Genomic DNA, 20,657 nt, shown 5'->3' on the forward strand with positions numbered 1-20,657 from the left:
TCCCGGCGCGAACGCCCCCGCGCCGTCATCCTGGGCAGCTTTGCCCGCAAGGCGGGCGGCTCAGGATGCGGAGGCGGGTAAAGCGGCCCCACGTTGGCTCGCCTAGAACCAGCGCTCGCCGACCATGACAGTGTCGCCGGGGCTCAGCGGGGTGGCGAGCGGCACCTGGGCACGCACAAGAGCGCCGTTTTCCGGGTGGGTCAGGATCGCACCGTCGCGCTTGGCGCGCGGCGTGAAGCCGCCCGCGATCGCGATGGCGCTCTCCACCGTCATGTTCGGCACGTAAGGATATTGGCCGGGCGCCAGGACCTCGCCGAGAATGAAGAACGGCCGGTAGGATTCGATTTCCACCGCCACCGAAGGCTCGCGGATGTAGCCGTTGCGCAGACGCGCCGTAATGGCGGCGGCGAGCCCGGCGGTGCTGCGGCCACGCGCCGGCACGCTGCCGATCAGCGGCATGGTGATCGCGCCGGAAGCATCGATGGCGTAGGTATTGGTGAGGCCTTCCTGCCCGTAGACGACGATGCGCAGACGGTCGCCCGCGTCGAGGCGATACTCCGGCTGCGGCCCGCTGACCGGCGCATAGGCCACCGGACCAGGACCGGCCGGACCGCCATAGGCAAGGCTGTCGAGCGTATTGGCCGGCTGCACGGCGACCGGGCCGGACCGCCGCATGCAGCCGCCGAGCGCCAGCGCGCCCATCACGGCGATCATCGACAATCGAAACGCAGGTACGAACCGCACTGGAGCCATTCCCTCTCCACGACACGGCTCCGTTTATGACCCGTTAGGGTTAACAAACCCTTGGCGGTGCGTAGTTCTGCGGGATCCTTTGATCGCGCGGTCCAACTCGCGCGATCCAGTGCGGGCGAGCGGCGCCTCTACACACGCTCGAAGCCACGACTGACTGTGTCATGGCGACAAAGGGCCTCACCCGCGCGTGAAGCGATGCGGCCTCTTTCACAACCAAGAGAGGCCGCATCGTCGCTGTCTAAGCGGTGACGCCGATGCCCACCGGGCACGAAACGCCAGTGCCGCCGAGTCCGCAATAGCCCCCGGGATTCTTCGCGAGATATTGCTGATGATAGTCCTCGGCGAAGTAGAATTCGCCGGCCGGCGCGATCTCGGTGGTAATGGGGCCGAATCGCTTGGCGCCCAGCGCCTGCTGATACGCCTCACGCGACGCCTTTGCGGTCCGCGCCTGCTCGTCGCCGAAGGTGTAAATCGCCGAACGATATTGCGAGCCGACGTCGTTGCCCTGCCGCATGCCCTGCGTCGGGTCGTGGCTCTCCCAGAACGTCTTCAGTAAGGTCTCGTGGGAGATCTTCTTCGGATCGAACACCACCAGCACCACTTCGGTGTGGCCGGTGCGGCCCGAGCAGACTTCCTCATAGGTTGGGTTCGGCGTGAAGCCGCCCGCATAGCCGACCGCGGTGGTGTAGACGCCGTCACCGAGTTCCCAGAACTTGCGCTCAGCACCCCAGAAGCAGCCGAGCCCGAACACGGCCTGCTGTAGCCCTTCGGGATATGGCGGCTGGATCTGATGGCCATTGACGAAATGGCTGCGTGCCGTGGGGATCGGCGTGGCGCGGCCCGGCAACGCTTCGCTGGCGCTGGGCATCTCGATCGACTTGCGCATGAAGAACATGGACACCTCCCGGCGCCGCAACGCTGCTACGCGCGCCCGGCGGCCTTTTGCTCGAAGGAGAGCAGGCCCACGGCGTTGGAGATCGCGACCGGCTCTCAACTGACTGCAATATAGGTATCGCAGCGCCGATCGTCAGGTTTCGGAGCGTCAATCGCGAGCGTAGCCGATCAACGGCTTGCGCGGCCGGAACAGCAGCATCAGCAGCAGGCCGAGAATGCCCAGCACCGCGAAGGTCGGCTGCGCCAGCAGCAGCCGGACGCCGTCCCAGGCCCAGGGCGCGGACTGCTCGACCCACAGCCGGAACGCATGCTGGCTCGACTGGTGGACGTCATTCCAGAATTCGCCCAGCCGGGTGAGCTGCAGCGAGCTGTCGGCGACCGAGCGCGCGCCGTCATAGACCAGGAAGATGAACCCCCCGGTCAGCAGCAACAGACCGATCAGTCGAAAGAACCCGCGGATCATCGTCCACCCCAAGGAAATGCACCGCCCCTGGCCGCATCTACCGGGCGGGCACACAAAAGACAACCTCGCCAGCGACTTATACCGGACCGCGAGGGTCGCTCGGCGGGCCGCAGCGGCGATCGGCCGCCGGCCGGAACCCCGCAAATGCTGCCGCCGCGACCGTTGACGCTGGAAAGCTGTGGCTTTATAAGGCCCGCAATGGCGGTGGGGGCGTCCCTGCCGCCGATCGTCTTTGAAGCGATGCGGCATTTTCGGCCCGCCGGCTCCAGAGGCAATCTTCAGGACATCCGGAACACACGGCGAGGCTCCGATCAACGGCGGCTCCGCCAATCAGCCCGGCCCTCCGCAGCGGAGGCCGCTGCAGGATTTGAGAGAACATGGCCAATACGTCTTCCGCGAAGAAAGCGACTCGCAAGATTGCCCGGCGCACCGCGGTCAACAAGTCGCGCCGCACCCAGATGCGCGGTACGGTCCGGAGCGTCGAAGAAGCGATCGCCAGCGGCGACCGCGATGCCGCGCTGAAGGCGATGGCCAATGCCGAGCCGGCGCTGATGCGCGCTGCCCAGCGCAACATCATTCACAAGAATGCCGCGAGCCGGAAGGTGTCGCGCCTCGCGCATCGGATCTCGCAGCTCGGGAAGTAACTCCCGCGCGCAGATCGAGATCAGCAGTGCCCGGCTCCGCCGGGCATTTTTGTCTGTGCCCGGCTGAGCTGGGCTTTTTTTATGCGCGGCGCTGCCGAATTTTTTCGCGCGCGCGATGCTAATGCGTGCACGTCGGCGCCTCCGAAGAAGTTGCGCGGCTCTGCGCCGCGCCCGGCGTGGTGCTTGGCTCACACACGACGCGTGTCATATTTCATCGCTGACGACATCGTCGAGAAAGACTCTTCTACACGCCGCACCACAAACGCGATCAATGATCCTGCACGCGCGACATCGGCGACTGCTGCGATCGTCGTCGGTGATGTCGGGCACGCATCAAGCGCATTCGTCGCGCAACAAGCGCACGCGCGAGCGATGACAGAAACCCCTGCGGCACAGCGGTAAAACGTCACGAACAAAACTGCACGACATCATGCGCACGGCAAGCCTCGGAACCTTACGCAGTGCAATATCGGAGTCGGCTACCCTGCTTCAGCGCTCACAAAAACATCCGACTCGCGAGAGACTTAAAGGCAAAGCGAAGAGGAGCACTTTGAAAACGCCGTCGCGCTACCGTCAAAGGTAAAGGATTCATGAAATACTTTTTGCCGTGCGATGGATTTGTCACGGTTCTGCGCGACGTCGAATCTTCGCACAGATTCAAAATCTTGCCGCGGCGGTTGTTAGTCACCTTCTGCGGCTCCGTGCAGCGCACCAGAGTCAAGCCCCCCTCCAACGAATCATATCCGTTGCGGCCACCGGGAGGTCGTGTATTTCTTAGATCGCCCGCGACGCCCACGGCTCTTCAGATCAGCGCGATTTGAGAACCAAGGGCGGGCATGCAGATCGGCGGCGGTATGCGTGTTAGCGGCGTTTTTCAAACGACAGCCGGGTTGTCACTCATAGCAATATGAGACCGGCGAAGCTGTGTCTGAAGCGTCCGGAACATTTGCTTGCAAACGTTTCGAATGAGCGATGGCAGCGACACCGACAACCTCGCGTGACCAGACGGGTCGTGACGAAAACGCGCAGCGGCTTGGATGCAGATTTGACTCGACGACATCTTGCCGCGCGCAAGCGCGTCAGGAGGGGGAGGTTTCATGAGCTACCAATTCAGCACTTCATTTCTGTATGCCGAGGGTTCGGCCCACGATTGTTCGACCACTCCGACCACCACCATCACCAGTCGCTGTTGCGCCAGCACTCCGGGATCCCCGTCGAGTCCGCGCTGACCTGAAGCAATCCATTTAAATCGGATCCGGCCTGACGTCGGCACGTTGCCGAACGGCGGAGCTGTGTCCGGAGTTTGCTTCGCGACGCCGCGGCGTGGCGTGAGCCGTCATGCTTTCGCCCGCCGCGTTGACCATCACTCAATCTGAAAAGCTGCTGAAATGTCGAATATGGAACATGATCGCTGGTCTCGCGTCAAAGGCCGCCTGCGCACGAGCGTCGGCGAGGACGTGTATTCGAGCTGGTTCGCCCGCATGGACCTCGAGGCCATTCAGCAAGAGAGCGTGCATCTGTCGGTGCCGACGCGTTTCCTGAAGAGCTGGATTCAGACGCACTATTCCGACAAGGTGCTGACCTGCTGGCAGGCCGAGATTCCGGAAGTGAATCGCATCGAGGTGACGGTGCGCTCGCCGATGCGCGCCTCGACGCCGGCCGCCAAGGACGCGGCGCTTCCGGCAGAACAGCGTCGTGAAGACCAACGCCCTGCGCCCGAGCTGCGCACCACCAATGCGACGGCGCCCGCGGCCTCCAATCATGACGCGCTCGGCGGCTCGCCGCTCGATCCGCGACTGACCTTTGCGAGCTTCGTGGTCGGCCGCTCCAACACGCTGGCGCACGCCGCCGCCAAGCAGGTGGCCGAAGGCCGCCGCGGCGATCCGGTGATGTTCAACCCGCTGTACATCCATTCCGGCGTCGGACTCGGTAAGACGCATCTGCTGCAGGCCGTGACCTGGGCCGGCAATTCCGGCACCGAGCGCAAGGTGCTGTATCTCACCGCCGAGAAGTTCATGTACGGCTTCGTCGCCGCGCTGAAGACGCAGACCTCGCTTGCGTTCAAGGAAGCGCTGCGCGGCATCGACGTGCTGGTGATCGACGACCTGCAGTTCCTGCAGGGCAAGACCACGCAGGCCGAGTTCTGCCACACGTTGAACGCGCTGATCGACGCCGGCCGTCAGGTCGTGGTGGCGGCCGACCGTCCGCCATCCGATCTGGAAAGCCTCGACGAGCGCGTGCGCTCGCGGCTCGCCGGCGGCCTCGTCGTCGAGATGGCGACGCTCGGCGAAGACCTGCGCCTCGGCATTCTGAAATCCCGCGTGGTGGCAGCGCGTGCGCATCATGCGAGCTTCGACGTGCCGCAGCCGGTGCTGGAATATCTGGCGCGCACCATCACGCATAACGGCCGCGACCTCGAAGGCGCGATCAACCGTCTGCTCGCCCACTCCAAGCTGAACAATCAGCCGGTGACGCTGGAGATGGCGGAGCACGAAGTGCGCGACCTGATCCGCCCGCAGGAGCCGAAGCGGATCAAGATCGAGGACATTCAGCGCGTCGTGGCGCGGCAGTACAATGTCAGCCGCTCCGACCTGTTGTCGTCGCGCCGCACCGCCAATGTGGTGCGCCCGCGCCAGGTCGCGATGTATCTGGCCAAGACGCTGACGCTCCGGTCGCTGCCGGAGATCGGCCGTCGCTTCGGCGGCCGCGACCACACCACCGTGCTGCACGCCGTGCGCAAAATCGAAGGGCTGGTGTCCAAGGACAACACGCTCAATGACGAGGTCGAGTCGCTGAAGCGTCAGCTCCAGGAGTAGGCGCCGGTTTCGTGCCGCGGCCTGCCGGGGCGCTTTGCAGACGGAAAAATCGGGGAAATTCCGACGCCTAAGGCGGGCGCGCTCTTGCGTCCGCCGGCCTAACACGCCACCTTGCGGTCCCCCCGCGGGGTTGGGCGACATCCCGCAGGGTTTCTCGTGCCGCGGCGCCGTTTCCGGCTGCCCGGCTCCTCCATACCTCCGGGGACTCCATCACACGATGCGGGTACGGATCAGGCGGGTCTTGTCATGAAGGTCACGGTCGAACGCGCGCAATTGTTGAAGTCGCTGGGCCACGTCCACCGCGTGGTCGAACGTCGCAACACCATTCCGATTCTCGGCAACGTGCTGGTGCGCGCCGAAAACGCTCAGCTCTCGCTGAAGGCGACCGACCTCGACCTCGAGGTCACCGAGACGCTGCCGGCCGAAACCGCGACCGCGGGCTCGACCACCGTGCCGGCCCACATGTTCTACGACATCGTCCGCAAGCTGCCGGACGGCTCGCAGATCGTGCTTGAGACCGACGGCGACCGTTCGGTGCTGGCGATCCGCGCCGGCCGTTCGCGCTTCACGCTGCAGACGCTGCCGGAGAGCGACTTCCCGGATCTCGCCGCCGGCGAGATGAGCCATTCGTTCTCGGTGCCGGCGTCCGACGTCAAGCGGCTGATCGATCGCACCCAGTTCGCGATCTCGACCGAGGAAACCCGCTACTACCTGAACGGCATCTATCTGCACACCGCCGGCTCGGCAAAGGACGGCAAGCTGCGCGCGGTAGCCACCGACGGCCATCGTCTGGCGCAGGTCGATCTGGCGCAGCCGGCCGGCGCAGCCGGCATGCCGGGCGTGATCGTGCCGCGCAAGACCGTCGGCGAAGTGCAGCGACTGATCGAAGACACCGAGGCCGAGATCGGCCTCGAGCTCTCCGCCGGCAAGATCCGCTTCACGATCGGCAACGTGGTGCTGACCTCCAAGCTGATCGACGGCACGTTCCCGGACTATGGACGCGTGATCCCGCAGAACAACGACAAGGAACTGATCGTCGACAAGAAGGACTTCGAAGCCGCGGTCGACCGCGTCTCGACGATCTCCAGCGAACGCGGCCGCGCCGTGAAGCTCGCGCTCAGCGCCGGCAAGCTGGTGTTGTCGGTGACCAATCCGGATTCCGGCAGCGCGACCGAAGAACTCGAAGTCGAATACGCCTCCGACCCGCTCGATATCGGCTTCAACTCCCGCTATTTGCTCGACATCGCCGCCCAGATCGAAGGCGAAGTCGCCGTCCTGCGCCTCGCCGACCCTGGCTCGCCGACTCTGATCCAGGACCGCGACAAGCAGAACTCACTGTACGTGCTGATGCCGATGCGGGTGTAATACGAGCTGCTTCAACAGCACCATCGTCGTCGCCCGGCTTGACCGGGCGATCCAGTATTCCAGTGCGCATCGGAAATAACGAAGGCTCTGGGATACTGGCCCCTCCGCTTTCGCGGAGGGTGACGGCGGTGCGAGTTGCAGCCCCTCGCAACTCCCCAGCGCAAGCCATTGCATGACCGCCTCCCGCATCACCCGCCTGTCGCTGTCGCATTTCCGGAGTTATCGGGCGGCGTCGCTGACGACGGCGGCGGAGCGCGTGGTGCTGGTGGGAGCCAATGGGGCCGGCAAGACCAATTGCCTGGAGGCCATCTCGTTTCTGTCGCCAGGGCGCGGGTTGCGGCGGGCGACTCTCGACGATGTCGCCGACAATGAGGGCGACGGCTCGTGGGCCGTGGCGGCCGAGGTCGAGGGGGCGTTTGGGCTGGCGACGCTCGGCACCGGGATCGATCCACCGCGCGCTGACGCGCCGACGACGCGTCGTTGCCGGATCGACCGCGAGCCGGTCGGCTCTGCCACCGCGTTCGGCGATCACCTACGCATGGTGTGGCTGACGCCGGCGATGGATGGGCTGTTCATGGGCGCGGCGTCCGAACGGCGGCGATTCTTCGACCGGCTGGTGCTGGCGATCGACAGCCAGCATTCTGGCCGCGTCTCGGCACTCGACCGCAGCCTGCGGTCGCGCAACCGCTTGCTCGAAGATTATCGCAACGCCGACTCGCATTGGCTCGACGCGATCGAGCGCGAGACCGCCGAACTCGCGGTGGCGGTCGCGGCGATGCGCGGCCAGACCGCCACCCGGCTCGCCGCGATGCTCGACGCCCGCGGCGCCGCCTCGGCGTTTCCCTCGGCCAAGATTATGCTCGACGGCTGGATGGAGACCGCGCTGCTGGCTGAGCCCGCCACCGCAGTGGAAGATCGCTATCGCGGCGTGCTGCGCGACAGCCGCCCCCGCGACGCCGCCGCCGGCCGCACGCTGGACGGTCCGCATCTGACGGACCTCGAAGTCGTCTACGCGCCGAAGGCGATGCCGGCACGCGACGCCTCCACCGGCGAGCAGAAGGCGCTGCTGATTGGCCTGGTGCTGGCGCATGCCCAGCTGGTCTCGGAGATGACCGGCATCACGCCGCTGCTGCTGCTCGACGAAGTGGTGGCGCATCTCGATCCCGGCCGCCGCGCCGCGCTGTTCGACGAGTTGGCCCGGCTCGGCGCGCAGGTCTGGATGACCGGCGCCGACCCCGCGGCATTCGCCGAGATCGGTGCCGGCGCCGAGATTTTCACCGTCGAATCCGGCCGCATCTCGCCGCAAAAATGAGCCGCGACCGAGCTGTTGCGGACACCAAAACCGGCGGTTCCGCAGCGCCGTCGGGCGGCCTTCGAATCGGCCGTTTCGCGGCTTGCGAATCGCAGAAAAAATCCTACATCTTCAATCACTTGTCACACGCGACTTAGGGCTAGGCGCGCCCCGTATTTCGTGGCACAAAGAACACCTCATCGCGCCGTCGCACGCCGATTCGATTTCATCCTTCAAAGGTTGTTGCATGACTGAACCCGCCCGGCAGCCGATCGCCGAAACCCCGCCGCCCGTGCCCGCCGAATACGGCGCGGAATCGATCCGGGTGCTGAAGGGGCTCGACGCCGTGCGCAAGCGGCCCGGCATGTATATCGGCGACACCGACGACGGCTCGGGCCTGCACCACATGGTGTACGAAGTCGTCGACAACGCCATCGACGAGGCGCTCGCCGGTCACGCCAGCGCGGTCGAAGTGATCCTCAACGCCGACGGTTCGGTGACGGTGCGCGACGACGGTCGCGGCATCCCGGTGGACATCCACAAGGGCGAAGGCGTCTCGGCGGCCGAGGTCATCATGACCCAGCTGCACGCCGGCGGAAAATTCGACCAGAACTCCTACAAGGTGTCGGGCGGCCTGCACGGCGTCGGCGTCTCGGTGGTCAATGCGCTGTCGAGCAAGCTGGTGCTACGTGTGTGGCGCAACGACAAGGAGCACTACATCGAGTTCGCCCATGGCGAAGCGGTGGCGCCGCTCAGCGTGGTCGGCGAGGCCAACGGCCGGCGCGGCACCGAGGTGACGTTCTACGCCTCGGCCGAAACCTTCACCAATGTCGAATACGACTTTGCCACGCTGGAGCACCGGCTGCGCGAACTCGCCTTCCTCAATTCCGGCGTCAACATCCTGCTGTCCGACCTGCGCCACGCGGTCGAGAAGCGCGAAGAGATGCGCTACGAGGGTGGCGTCACCGAATTCGTGAAGTATCTCGACCGCAACAAGAAGCCGATCGTCGAGATGCCGATCGTGGTGGGCGCCGACCTCAATGGCATTTCGGTCGAGGCCGCTCTGTGGTGGAACGACACGTACCACGAGAACGTGCTGTGCTTCACCAACAACATCCCGCAGCGCGATGGTGGTACGCATCTGGCTGGCTTCCGCGCCGCGCTGACGCGCCAGCTCACCGGCTACGCCGACAACAACGCCAAGAAGGAAAAGGTGGCGCTGACCGGCGACGATTGCCGCGAAGGCCTCACCGCGGTGCTGTCGGTGAAGGTGCCGGACCCGAAGTTCTCGTCGCAGACCAAGGACAAGCTGGTGTCCTCGGAAGTACGCCCGGTGGTCGAGAACGTTCTCAACGAAGCGCTCGCCGCCTGGTTCGAAGAACATCCGAGCGAAGCCAAGACCATCGTCGGCAAGGTGATCGAAGCCGCCGCCGCCCGCGAAGCCGCGCGAAAAGCGCGCGAGCTGACGCGGCGCAAGGGCGCGCTCGACATCGCCTCGCTGCCCGGCAAGCTCGCCGACTGCCAGGAGCGCGATCCGTCGAAATCCGAACTGTTTATCGTCGAGGGCGACTCGGCCGGCGGCTCCGCCAAGCAGGGCCGCAACCGCGAATTCCAGGCCGTGCTGCCGCTACGCGGAAAGATCCTCAATGTCGAGCGCGCGCGTTTCGACAAGATGCTGTCGTCCGAGCAGATCGGCACGCTGATCACCGCGCTCGGCACCGGCATCGGCCGCGACGATTTCGACCTGTCGAAGCTGCGCTACCACAAGATCATCCTGATGACCGACGCCGACGTCGACGGCGCGCATATCCGGACGCTGCTGCTGACGTTTTTCTTCCGGCAGATGCCGGCGCTGATCGAGGGCGGCTTCCTCTACATCGCCCAGCCGCCGCTCTACAAAGTGACGCGCGGCAAGTCCGAACAGTATCTCAAGGACGAGCGCGCGCTCGAGGACTATCTGATCTCCACCGGGCTCGACGATTGCGCCTTCAAGCTGGCCAACGGCGAAGTGCGCGGCGGCCGCGACCTGCTGGCGCTGGTCGAAGACGCGCGCGCCATCCGCTCCACCCTGAACAATCTGCACAGCCGCTACAATCGCAGCGTGGTCGAGCAGGCGGCGATCGCCGGCGTGCTGAGCCCGCGGATCACCAGCGACGTCGCCACCGCCACCGAGGCCGCCGCCTATATCGCGCGCCGGCTCGACGTGCTGGCCGACGAAGTCGAGCGCGGCTGGACCGGCCGCTTCGTCGAGGGCGAAGGCTTCCACTTCGAGCGCACCGTCCGCGGCGTCAAGGACGTGGCGATGATCGACGATGCGCTGCTCGGCTCCGCCGATGCCCGCAAGCTCGACGAATACGCAGCCGTGCTGCAGGAGGTCTATCCGCGCCCCGGCATGCTCCGCCGCAAGGACGCCGAGACCGCCATCCATGGCCCGGTGAGCCTGTTCGAAGCGGTGACCGACGCCGGCCGCAAGGGCATCGCCCTGCAGCGCTACAAAGGCCTCGGCGAGATGAACCCGGGCCAGCTCTGGGAAACCACGCTCGACACCAACGCCCGCTCGCTGCTGCAGGTGAAGGTGCGCGAGGTCGACGAAGCCGACGACATCTTCACCAAGCTGATGGGCGACGTCGTCGAACCCCGCCGCGAGTTCATCCAGGAGAACTCGCTCAGCGCGACGGTGGACGTGTAGAGCACTCCACCGACCAATCGAACCGATTCCAAAAGCACGACGCCCTCATCCTGAGGAGCCCGGCGAAGCCGGGCGTCTCGAAGGATGGGGCCGCGCATACCCTGCGGCGCATGGTTCGAGACGGCGCTGCGCGCCCCTCACCATGAGGTTTTGCTCGTGGGCAGCGCTCGACAGAGATAGCCGGAGCCTCGCAAGCACGGCCGCTCAGCTTTGCCATGCTGAGCGCTACGCCGCCTCCCCCGTCTTCAGCACGCCGCGGCGGATCTGGTCTTCTTCGATCGACTCGAACAGCGCCTTGCAGTTGCCTTCGCCGAAGCCGTCGTCGCCCTTGCGCTGGATGAATTCGAAGAAGATCGGGCCGATCGCATTGGCCGAGAAGATCTGCAGCAGCACCTTCGTCTGGCCGCCGTCGACCACACCCTCGCCGTCGATCAGGATGCCGTTCCGCTGCAGCCGGACGATGTCCTCGCCGTGCTTCGGCAGCCGCGCGTCGATCTTTTCGAAGTACGTCTGCGGCGGCGACGGCATGAATGGCAGGCCGGCGTCGCGCAGGCCCTCGACGGTGCGATAGATGTCGCGGCAGCCGCAGGCGATGTGCTGGATGCCTTCGCCGCGATACAGCGTCAGATATTCTTCGATCTGGCCCGAGTCGCCGGCGTCCTCGTTGATCGGAATCCGGATCTTGCCGTCCGGGCTCGTGAGCGCGCGCGAGAACAGGCCGGAGGCGCGCCCTTCGATGTCGAAGAAACGGATCTGCCGGAAGTTGAACAGCTTGGCGTAGAACCCGGTCCACACGTCCATTCGGCCGCGATGGACGTTGTGGGTGAGGTGATCGATGTAATAGAGCCCCGCGCCCGATGGTCGGGCATCGCGAGCGCCGACCCACTCGAACTCTTCATCATAAGCCGAGCCCTTGGCACCGTAGCGATCGACGAAGTACAGCAGGCTGCCGCCGATGCCCTTGATGGCCGGCACGTCGAGCGTCTTCTGCGCGGCGGTGACGCCCGCGGGCTCGGCGCCGAGCGACAGTGCGCGTTCATAGGCCTTCTGTGCATCGACGACACGGAACGCCATCGAGGGCGCGCACGGCCCATGCGCGGCGACGAAGTCGGTGCCGTGGCTGCCGGGCTGCTCGTTGACCAGATAGTTGACGTCGCCCTGGCGATAGACCGAGATCGCCTTGCTGCGATGCTTAGCGACCAGGCTGAAGCCCATCAGCTTGAAGAGAGCATGGAGTTGGGCCGGATAGGGATGGGCGAACTCCACGAACTCGAAGCCGTCAGTGCCCATCGGATTGTCGGCGCTGATCGTGGCCGGCTGCGCATCGTGCGGAAATGGTCCCATCGGCGGATCCTCCAGATTGGTTCTTGAGCCGGTATTATTGTCCGCAGCGCGCGCAATATGCGTGCAAATGAGAACCCATGGCGCTAGCTTGCGCACGATCCGTGCATCAAACCTCGCTTAAGCGCATGATGTCTGTCGACGCCTTCGATCTGAAGATCCTGAGCGCCCTGCAGGACGACGGCCGCCTCACCAATCAGGAGCTGGCCGATCGGGTGCAGCTGTCGCCGTCGCAATGCTCGCGGCGGCGGATGCGGCTGGAGCAGGACAACGTCATCACCGGCTATCGCGCCGAGCTCGCTGCCGATGCACTCGGCTTCGGCGTCGTCGCCTTCATCCAGATCACGCTGGCCACCCATTCTCCCGACAACGCGGAGAAGTTTCGCGCGCTGATCGGCCGCATCGACGAAATCCAGGAGGCCTACTCGCTGACCGGCGACGCCGACTACGTGATCAAGGCCGTGCTTCGCGACCTCAAGGGCTTATCCGACCTCGTCAACAACGTGCTGATGCCGCACCAGAGCGTCGCGCACGTGCGCTCGTCGATCGTCCTCGACCGGCTCAAGGAAAGCTCGCGGCTGCCGCTGAAGCAGCTCACGGGCGCCTGAGTCCGATCTTCTGTCCGACGATGTGAAGCATACTCGTGGCATCACAGCCGCCGACGTGACGGCGCTTTGGCCGCGGCTGCTCCTCGATTGACCTGAACGTCGCCGGAAACATACGCGCTCGGCGGCGTTCTGCACCGGCACGTTGTCTCCGACGAACGGACCGGTCCATGGTGGAACTCAGCGACTTTCAATTCTCCCGACGGAACCTTTTGCTGGGCTCCGCGGCGACGATCGCGATCGGCGCCAAGCCGGGCACAGCGGCGGCCCAAGCATCTTCGGCACTGACAGCCTCTCCCGCGGCCGAGACTGCGCCGTCGACCGCCAAGGTGTCGTTCACCGTCAACGGCGCGGCGCGCGATCTCGAACTCGATACACGCACCACCTTGCTCGACGCACTGCGCGAGCATCTGCATCTCACCGGCTCGAAGAAGGGCTGCGACCAAGGCCAGTGCGGCGCCTGCACGGTGATCGTCGACGGACGCCGGATCGCCTCGTGCCTGTCGCTGGCGGTGATGCACGAGGGCGACCAGATCACCACGATCGAAGGCCTCGGCACGCCCGACAAGCTGCATCCGATGCAGGCCGCTTTCGTCAAGCACGACGGCTATCAATGCGGCTATTGCACGCCGGGGCAGATCTGCTCGGCGGTTGCGGTGCTGGACGAGATCAAGGCCGGCATTCCCAGTCACGTCACTGCGGACCTGATGGCCAAGCCGGAGCTCACCAATATCGAGCTGCGCGAACGCATGAGCGGCAACATCTGCCGCTGCGGCGCCTATTCCAACATCGCCGAGGCGATCACTGAAGTCGCAGGGAGGCCGGCATGAAGCCGTTTACTTACGAGCGCGCCAAATCCCCCGCCGAAGCCGCCGCGGCCGCCGCGCGCACCGCGAACGCCAAATTCGTCGCCGGCGGCACCAATCTGCTCGACCTGATGAAGCTGCAAATCGAAGCGCCGCAGCATCTGATCGACGTCAACAACATCGGCCTCGACAAGATCGAAGAGACACAGGACGGCGGCCTGCGGATCGGCGCACTGGTGCGCAACACCGACCTCGCCGCCGATCAGCGCGTGCGCCGCGACTACGCAGTGCTGTCGCGCGCGCTGCTGGCCGGCGCCAACGGCCAGTTGCGCAATCAAGCGACCACCGCGGGCAATCTGCTGCAGCGGACGCGGTGTCCCTATTTCTACGACACCAACCAGCCGTGCAACAAACGCGCTCCCGGCAGCGGCTGCGGCGCATTGCAGGGCTATAGTCGGCAACTCGCCATCGTCGGCGTCAGCGATGCCTGCATCGCGACGCATCCGAGCGACATGGCTGTGGCGATGCGTGTTCTCGACGCGACGGTCGAGACCGTGAGCGGCGATAGAGCGACCCGGACGATTCCGATCGCGGACTTTCATCGTTTGCCCGGCGACCGGCCGCAAGACGACACCACGCTGCGCGCCGGCGAACTGATCACCGCGGTGACGCTGCCGAAGCCGGCTGGTGGCACGCATATCTATCGCAAAGTGCGTGATCGTGCGTCGTTCGCCTTCGCGCTGATTTCGGTCGCGGCGATCGTGCAGCGTGACGGCAGTGGCCGGGTCGCGCTCGGCGGCGTCGCGCACAAGCCGTGGCGCAACGAGGCTGCCGAGGCCGAGATGCCGCGCGGCGCGCAGGCGGTGACGCGCAAGCTGCTCGCCGATGCCCGCACCACCGAACAGAACGCCTTCAAGGTGCCGCTGGTCGAGCGAACGCTCGGCTCCGTGCTGGCGGAAGCGAAAGGCTGATCCGATGAAATTCGACGCTCCCGCAACGACCAACCCGATCGACCGCCTCAAGGTCGTCGGCCAGCCGGTCGACCGCATCGACGGGCCGCTGAAAACCACCGGCACCGCCCGCTACGCCTATGAGCGCCACGACGTCGCGCCGAATGCGGCTTACGGCTACATCGTCGGCGCCGGCATCACCAAGGGCCGCATCAGGAGCATCGATCTGGCCGCAGCCAAGGCGGCGCCGGGCGTGCTGGCGATCGTTACCGCCGACACTGCCGGCAAGCTCAACAAGGGCGGCAAGAACACCGCCAAGCTTCTCGCCGGACCCGAGGTGCAGCATTATCACCAAGCCGTCGCTGTCGTAGTCGCCGAGACGTTCGAACAGGCCCGCGCGGCGGCGCAGCTGGTGCGCGTCGACTATCAGCGCGAGCGCGGCAGCTTCGATCTGGCCGCCGAGCGCGGCAATGCCAAGCCCGCGAAGGTGATGTCCGACCCCAGCGATTCTTCGGTCGGAGACTTCAATGCCGCCTTCGCCACGGCGCCGGTGAAGATCGACCAGACCTACAGCACCGCCGATGAATCGCACGCGATGATGGAGCCGCACGCCTCGACGGCGATGTGGGAGGGCGACAAGCTCACGGTGTGGACGTCGAACCAGATGATCGCCTGGGGCGTCGGCGACCTCGCCAAGACGCTCGGCATCCCGAAGGAAAACGTGCGGCTGGTGTCGCCCTTTATCGGCGGCGGCTTCGGCGGCAAGCTGTTCCTGCGTGCCGACGCCGTGCTGGCGGCGCTGGGCGCGAAAGCCGCGGGGCGGCCGGTCAAGCTGACGATGCAACGCGCGCTGGTGTTCAACAATACCACGCATCGCCCCGCCACCATCCAGCGCATCCGCATCGGCGCCGAGCGCGACGGCAAGATCACCGCGATCGGCCACGAGAGCTGGTCGGGCGATTTGCCGGACGGCAAGCCGGAAGGCGCGATCAGTCAGACCCGCCTGCTCTATGCGGGTGCCAATCGCATGACGGCGACGCGGCTCGCGGTGCTCGATCTGCCGGAAGGCAATTCGATGCGGGCGCCTGGCGAAGCGCCTGGCATGATGGCCCTGGAGATCGCTGTCGATGAGATCGCCGAAAAGCTCAAGCTCGATCCGGTCGAATTCCGACTCCGCAATGATACGCAGACCGTTCCCGACGTCGCCGAGGCGGCGTCGGCCGATCAGCAGAAAACCCAGGGTGACGCCAAGACCACGACACCGAACCGGCCGTTCTCGCAGCGGCAACTGATCGAATGTCTGCGTATCGGCGCCGAGAGGTTCGGCTGGGACAAGCGTAATCCGCAGCCGGCATCGGTGCGCAACGGGCGCTTCCTCGTCGGCATGGGTGTCGCCGCTGCGTTCCGCAACAATATGCTGACCAAATCCGCAGCGCGCGTGCGACTGGAGCCGGACGGCACGCTGGTGGTCGAGACCGACATGACCGATATCGGCACCGGCAGCTACACGATCATCGGCCAGACTGCGGCGGAGATGCTCGGCGTGCCGTTGCAGAGGGTGTCGGTGCGGCTCGGCGACTCGCGGTTTCCGGTGTCGGCCGGCTCCGGCGGACAATGGGGCGGTAATAACTCCACGGCCGGCGTCTACGCCGCCTGCGTGAAGCTGCGCGAAGCTGTCGCCAGCAAGCTCGGCTTCAATTCGGCCGAAGCCGAATTCGACGGCGGCGAAGTCCGCGCCGGCAATCGCCGCGTGTCGCTGGCCGACGCGGTGCGCGACGGCGCGCTCGAGGCGGAAGATGGCATCGAATATGGCGATCTCCAAAAGAAGGCGCAGCAATCGACCTTCGGGGCCCACTTCGTCGAAGTCGGCGTCGATGCCGCCACCGCCGAAATCCGCGTGCGGCGAATGCTCGCCGTCTGTGCCGCCGGCCGCATCCTCAATCCGAAGACGGCGCGCAGCCAGGTGATCGGCGCGATGACGATGGGCGTCGGCGCCGCCTTGATGGAAGAGCTGGTGGTCGACAAGAAGGTGGGGTTCTTCGTCAACCACGATCTCGCCGGCTACGAAGTGCCGGTGCACGCCGACATCCCGCATCAGGACATGATGTTCCTCGACGAGACCGATCCGATGTCGTCGCCGATGAAGGCCAAGGGCGTCGCCGAACTCGGCATCTGCGGCGTTGCCGCCGCCATCGCCAACGCGGTGTACAACGCCACCGGCGTGAGGGTGCGCGACTATCCGGTGACGTTGGACAAGCTGATCGACAAGATGCCGCCGGTGGGGTGAGCGGGAGCACTCGTTGCGCAGATAACGCTCGCCCGCTCCATGCACTGAGTCCTCATCCTGAGGAGCCCGGCAAAGCCGGGCGTCTCGAAGGATGGGCGAGCAGCATCGCTGGCACATGGTTCGAGACGGCGCTTCGCGCCTCCTCACCATGAGGCAGTGCTTGATCCAATGACCGGAAGCTTGCTACCCGCGCGGGACTGAGATCCGGCACACGACGCCGGTGGGACGAAACTCCAGCTTCGCGCCGCCGCTGCCGAGGCTGCGGGAGATCAGCGTCTGGCCGAAGCCGGACGAGGTCGGCGGTGTCACCAGCGGCCCGTCCTGCTCCTGCCACTCGATGATCAGCTCGTCGCCGCCTGCTTCCAATCGGCGCACGGCGATCTTGCCGCCCGGCACGGACAGCGCGCCATACTTCACCGCGTTGGTCACCAGCTCGTGGAACACCAGCCCGAGCGACACCGCGACCTTGGCGTCGACAGCGATATCGAGGCCCTCGGTGACGATCCGGCCGCTCGACAGCGACGCGAACGGCTCCAGCTCGGCGCCGAGAACGTCCTTGATCTGCAGGTTTTCCCAGGACGCATTGGACAGTAGCGTATGCGTCGCCGCCAGCGCCTGCAGCCGGCCGGAGAACGACTTCTGGAAATCCTCGATGGTGCGCTCGTGCGCGGCGGTGCGGGCGCAGATCGCCATCACCATCGCCAGCGTGTTCTTGACGCGATGGTCGAGCTCGCCCATCAGCAGCGCCTGACGTCGCTCGGCGGCCTTGCGGTGCGACAGGTCGACCAGCGTCACGACGCAGCCCTGCATCCGGTCGCCGGATACGACCAGCGGTGCCGCACTGATCATCACGTCGGTCACCGCTGCCGACGGCACCCGTACCGCGGCTTCGAGACCTTGCACCGGCATGCCGCTGATCGCCATGCCGACGATGTCGGCGCCGCTCATCAGATCGGTAGCGTCCGCGAAGGTCAGGTCGATCGCCTCGCCGAAAGTTCTGCCGATCGGCGACGCGGCGCAGATCCGCATCGCCGCGCCGTTGAGATGGCTGACGCGGCCGCCGCGGTCGCACACGATCACCGCTTCGTTGGCCGAGGCGAGAATGGCGCGGGCCAGCCGCTCGGACTCGCGCACCGCCGCGGCTTCTTCGCGCTCGCTTATATCCGTGAAGGTGATGGCGGTGCCGCGCACCACGCCGAAATCCAGCGGGGCTCCGGTGAGCAGGAGGCTGCGGGCGCCCGCCTCGGCGCGCAGATGAATCTCCGCGGTCTCGCGCTGCTGGGCGGCCTGCGCCAGTAGCCGGCGAAACTTGGCCTGGTTGACGGAGTCGAGCAGCCCGATCAGCACCGGCCCGGTGAGCGCGCCGGGCGACTGCCCGAGCAACATGCACAACGCGGCGTTGGCATAGAGCAGTTGGCCATCAGCGTCGAACGCCGCCGCGCCGACGTCCATCGTTTCCATGAAGGTGCGATACGATTGGCTGCTGCCTTCGAGCGTGAACACCTGTTCGCTGTCGCCGCCCGACACCACCACGGCGTCGATCTCGCCGTCGCGGATCGCCCGCAGGGTCGCCTCGGCTTCTTCGAGCCGCGCCTCGAGTTCAGTGCGGCTGAGCTCGGCGACCGCGGGCGCCACGTCAGGAGCCTTCGACCGATAGATGCACCAGCACCTTCGGCGTATCGGAGAGATCGCCGATGATCTTGCGGATCGGCACCGGCAGTTCCTTGACCAGCGTCGGGATCGCGACGATGCCGTGCTCGCGGGCGAGCTGCGGGTTCTTCTTCAGGTCGATCACTTCGACCTTGTACTTGCCGGCGAGGTGCTCGGCGCAGATCTTTTCGAGATTGCGGATCGCGGCCAGCGATTTCGGCGTTTCGCCGGCGACATACAATACGAGCTTGATCGGATCGGCCATCCCACTTTCCTATTTCGTGTCCGAGCCGGAGCGGCGCAGCCTGCGCGCCAGCGCCATCGACTCGGCGTCCATCTCGCTCTGCTTCAGAAAGGCATCTTCGGCGTCGGTCATTCGTTTCAATTCGGATTCGTCGGCGGCGAGTTCCGCCTGCAGCGCCTCGATCTGCGCCTGAGCCCTGCGGCGGCGATGCACGATCTGATCCTGCATCCGCGCCACATCGCCGCGGCGATTCGCCTCCGCGCGCCGCAGCCGCGCCTCCTCGGCGCGCCGCGCCGAGCCGGTGAGCGCGCCGCCTTCACCCAGATAGGGCTCAAGCAGGTGAATGCCATCGTCCGACATCACGAATTCGCGTACCTGATTGGAGTGCGACGTGCCGCGCGCCTTGAGCAGATACAGTTCGCGATTGAACTCGCCGTTCGACTCGCGATTGAGCAGCAGGATCCAGGCGTCCATCAGCGACGACAGACCCGCGTCGGTCTCGGCGTCCTGCGCGTGCGCGATGTGGGTGAACACGCCGGTGATGCCGTTCGACTTCAGATAGTCGACGATGCGCAGCAGCATCGACTGCACCTCGCCGATCTCGCCGGTGCCGACGAAGGCGGAGATCGGGTCGAGCACGACCAGGCCAGGCTTGAACCGCGCGACTTCGCGCAGGATCACCGCAAGATGCATTTCCAGGCTGTAGAAGGTCGGGCGCGCCGCGATGTAGCGCAGCTGCTTGGCCTCGATCCAGCGGCCGAGATCGGTGCCGATCGACTTCATGTTGCGCACGGTCTGCGCTTCGGATTCCTCGAACGACAGATACAGCGCGCGTTCGCCGCGGCGGCAGGCGGCATCGGCCATCATCCCCGACAGCGAACTCTTGCCGGAGCCGGCGACGCCGGTAATTAGTACGCTGCTGCCGCGATAGAAGCCGCCGCCCGCCATCATGTCGTCGAGATCGGCCACGCCGGTCGAGATCCGGTCTTCGAAGACCTTGTGGTTCAGGCCGAGCGACGACACCGGCAGCACGCTGAAGCCGTCTTCGTCGATCAGGAACGGATATTCATTGGTGCCGTGCGCGGTGCCGCGATATTTGACGATGCGCAGCCGGCGCGTCGAGATCTGGTTGTCGACGCGGTGGTCGAGCAGGATCACGCAGTCGGAGACGTATTCCTCGAGCCCCTGCCGGGTCAACGTGCCGTCGCCGCGCTCGCCGGTGATGACCGCCGTCAGCCCCTTCTGCTTCAGCCAGTCGAACAGCCGGCGGATTTCGGCGCGCAGCACGGCCGGATTCTGAAACGCCGAGAACAGGCTCTCGATGGTGTCGAGCACAATGCGCTTGGCACCGATCTGGTCGACGGCGAATTCGAGCCGCAGAAACAGCGCTTCGAGATCGTAATCGCCGACCTCGGCGACTTCGGTCGGATCGATGGCGATGTGCTCGATCAGAATGCGCTCCTGATCGATCAGCCCCTGCAGATCGAAGCCGAGCGACTGGACGTTATCGACGATGTCGACCGGCCGCTCCTCGAACGTGACGAAGACGCCGGCCTCGCCGTAGTGACGCGCGCCGTTGATCAGGAAGGTCGAGGCGAACAACGTCTTGCCGCAGCCGGCGGAGCCGCACACCAGACTCGGGCGCCCCGAAGGCAGACCGCCCAGCGTGAGATCGTCAAAACCTTCGATGCCGGTGCGGGACTTAGCGATGCCTTCGGTCATTTGAACTCGGAATTCTTCGTCTTCCAAGTTTGTATTTGAACCGGAACCGCCTGCCTAGTGGGCGCCAATGAAAATGAAATGCAGGGAGTTAGGAACTTTTGGCGATGTTCGGATTTTACCGCCGAACGACCCGGCAT

At 65.6% G+C, this 20,657-nt stretch carries 16 protein-coding genes; 9 read left to right on the forward strand and 7 right to left on the reverse strand.

Annotation, left to right across the window (positions count from 1 at the left end; all coding sequences use genetic code 11):
• Positions 1–102: 102 nt before the first annotated feature.
• The 3 genes from ACOJTD_RS11125 to ACOJTD_RS11135 all read right to left on the reverse strand — a co-directional run bounded on the left by ACOJTD_RS11125 (position 103) and on the right by ACOJTD_RS11135 (position 2,110).
• The gene (locus ACOJTD_RS11125; RefSeq protein ID WP_420132977.1) at positions 103–753 is read right to left on the reverse strand and encodes a polysaccharide biosynthesis/export family protein; all 651 of its coding nucleotides are present in this window, start codon (positions 751–753) and stop codon (positions 103–105) included.
• A 238-nt stretch (positions 754–991) separates the two neighbouring features.
• Complete coding sequence (gene msrA / locus ACOJTD_RS11130; protein ID WP_420132978.1) at positions 992–1,648, reverse strand: peptide-methionine (S)-S-oxide reductase MsrA; 657 nt, start codon at positions 1,646–1,648, stop codon at positions 992–994.
• Between the two features lie 147 nt (positions 1,649–1,795).
• A complete protein-coding gene (locus ACOJTD_RS11135) occupies positions 1,796–2,110 on the reverse strand; it encodes a hypothetical protein (RefSeq protein ID WP_378387251.1) in 315 nt (104 codons plus the stop codon).
• Positions 2,111–2,487: 377 nt separating this feature from the next.
• Between ACOJTD_RS11135 and rpsT the strand changes: the two genes are divergently transcribed.
• The 5 genes from rpsT (at position 2,488) to gyrB (ending at position 10,915) form a co-directional block, all read left to right on the forward strand.
• Positions 2,488–2,754 (forward strand): 30S ribosomal protein S20, encoded by a 267-nt coding sequence (rpsT, locus tag ACOJTD_RS11140; protein ID WP_420132979.1) that lies wholly within the window; start codon positions 2,488–2,490, stop codon positions 2,752–2,754.
• Positions 2,755–4,142: 1,388 nt separating this feature from the next.
• The gene (gene dnaA / locus ACOJTD_RS11145) at positions 4,143–5,570 is read left to right on the forward strand and encodes a chromosomal replication initiator protein DnaA (protein ID WP_420132980.1); all 1,428 of its coding nucleotides are present in this window, start codon (positions 4,143–4,145) and stop codon (positions 5,568–5,570) included.
• A gap of 246 nt (positions 5,571–5,816) precedes the next feature.
• Positions 5,817–6,935 carry a DNA polymerase III subunit beta gene (dnaN, locus tag ACOJTD_RS11150; protein WP_420132981.1) on the forward strand — a complete coding sequence of 373 codons (1,119 nt, stop codon included), beginning with the start codon at positions 5,817–5,819 and terminating at the stop codon, positions 6,933–6,935.
• A gap of 172 nt (positions 6,936–7,107) precedes the next feature.
• Complete coding sequence (gene recF, locus ACOJTD_RS11155; protein WP_420132982.1) at positions 7,108–8,247, forward strand: DNA replication/repair protein RecF; 1,140 nt, start codon at positions 7,108–7,110, stop codon at positions 8,245–8,247.
• A gap of 226 nt (positions 8,248–8,473) precedes the next feature.
• Positions 8,474–10,915 carry a DNA topoisomerase (ATP-hydrolyzing) subunit B gene (gyrB, locus tag ACOJTD_RS11160; protein ID WP_420132983.1) on the forward strand — a complete coding sequence of 814 codons (2,442 nt, stop codon included), beginning with the start codon at positions 8,474–8,476 and terminating at the stop codon, positions 10,913–10,915.
• 225 nt (positions 10,916–11,140) lie between these two features.
• Here gyrB and hppD read toward each other — a convergent pair whose 3' ends face one another.
• Positions 11,141–12,259, reverse strand: a complete 1,119-nt coding sequence (hppD, locus tag ACOJTD_RS11165; protein WP_420132984.1) for a 4-hydroxyphenylpyruvate dioxygenase — start codon at positions 12,257–12,259, stop codon at positions 11,141–11,143.
• A gap of 125 nt (positions 12,260–12,384) precedes the next feature.
• Between hppD and ACOJTD_RS11170 the strand changes: the two genes are divergently transcribed.
• From ACOJTD_RS11170 to paoC, 4 genes are all read left to right on the forward strand, one after another.
• Positions 12,385–12,864 carry an Lrp/AsnC family transcriptional regulator gene (locus ACOJTD_RS11170; protein WP_420132985.1) on the forward strand — a complete coding sequence of 160 codons (480 nt, stop codon included), beginning with the start codon at positions 12,385–12,387 and terminating at the stop codon, positions 12,862–12,864.
• Positions 12,865–13,031: 167 nt separating this feature from the next.
• Positions 13,032–13,691, forward strand: coding sequence for an aldehyde dehydrogenase iron-sulfur subunit PaoA (gene paoA, locus ACOJTD_RS11175; protein ID WP_420132986.1), 660 nt, complete (start codon positions 13,032–13,034; stop codon positions 13,689–13,691).
• Complete coding sequence (locus ACOJTD_RS11180; protein ID WP_420132987.1) at positions 13,688–14,638, forward strand: FAD binding domain-containing protein; 951 nt, start codon at positions 13,688–13,690, stop codon at positions 14,636–14,638. The genes paoA and ACOJTD_RS11180 overlap by 4 nt, the downstream gene beginning before the upstream one ends.
• Positions 14,639–14,642: 4 nt before the next feature.
• Entirely contained in the window at positions 14,643–16,904 is a 2,262-nt protein-coding gene (paoC, locus tag ACOJTD_RS11185) for an aldehyde oxidoreductase molybdenum-binding subunit PaoC (RefSeq protein WP_420132988.1), read from the forward strand.
• A 183-nt stretch (positions 16,905–17,087) separates the two neighbouring features.
• On the opposite strand, the gene ACOJTD_RS11190 is transcribed toward paoC, so the two are convergent.
• From ACOJTD_RS11190 to kaiC, 3 genes are read right to left on the reverse strand one after another with little or no spacing between them, the layout of a single operon-like run.
• Positions 17,088–18,539: a sensor histidine kinase gene (locus ACOJTD_RS11190; RefSeq protein WP_420132989.1), complete on the reverse strand. Its 1,452-nt coding sequence runs from the start codon at positions 18,537–18,539 to the stop codon at positions 17,088–17,090.
• 1 nt (position 18,540) lies between these two features.
• A complete protein-coding gene (locus tag ACOJTD_RS11195) occupies positions 18,541–18,819 on the reverse strand; it encodes a circadian clock KaiB family protein (protein ID WP_119856698.1) in 279 nt (92 codons plus the stop codon).
• 9 nt (positions 18,820–18,828) lie between these two features.
• Positions 18,829–20,520, reverse strand: a complete 1,692-nt coding sequence (kaiC, locus tag ACOJTD_RS11200; protein ID WP_420132990.1) for a circadian clock protein KaiC — start codon at positions 20,518–20,520, stop codon at positions 18,829–18,831.
• Positions 20,521–20,657 lie beyond the last annotated feature (137 nt).

Origin of the sequence: Rhodopseudomonas sp. (genome assembly GCF_048594845.1) — a bacterium.
In the GTDB taxonomy this organism is placed as follows: Bacteria; Pseudomonadota; Alphaproteobacteria; order Rhizobiales; family Xanthobacteraceae; genus Rhodopseudomonas.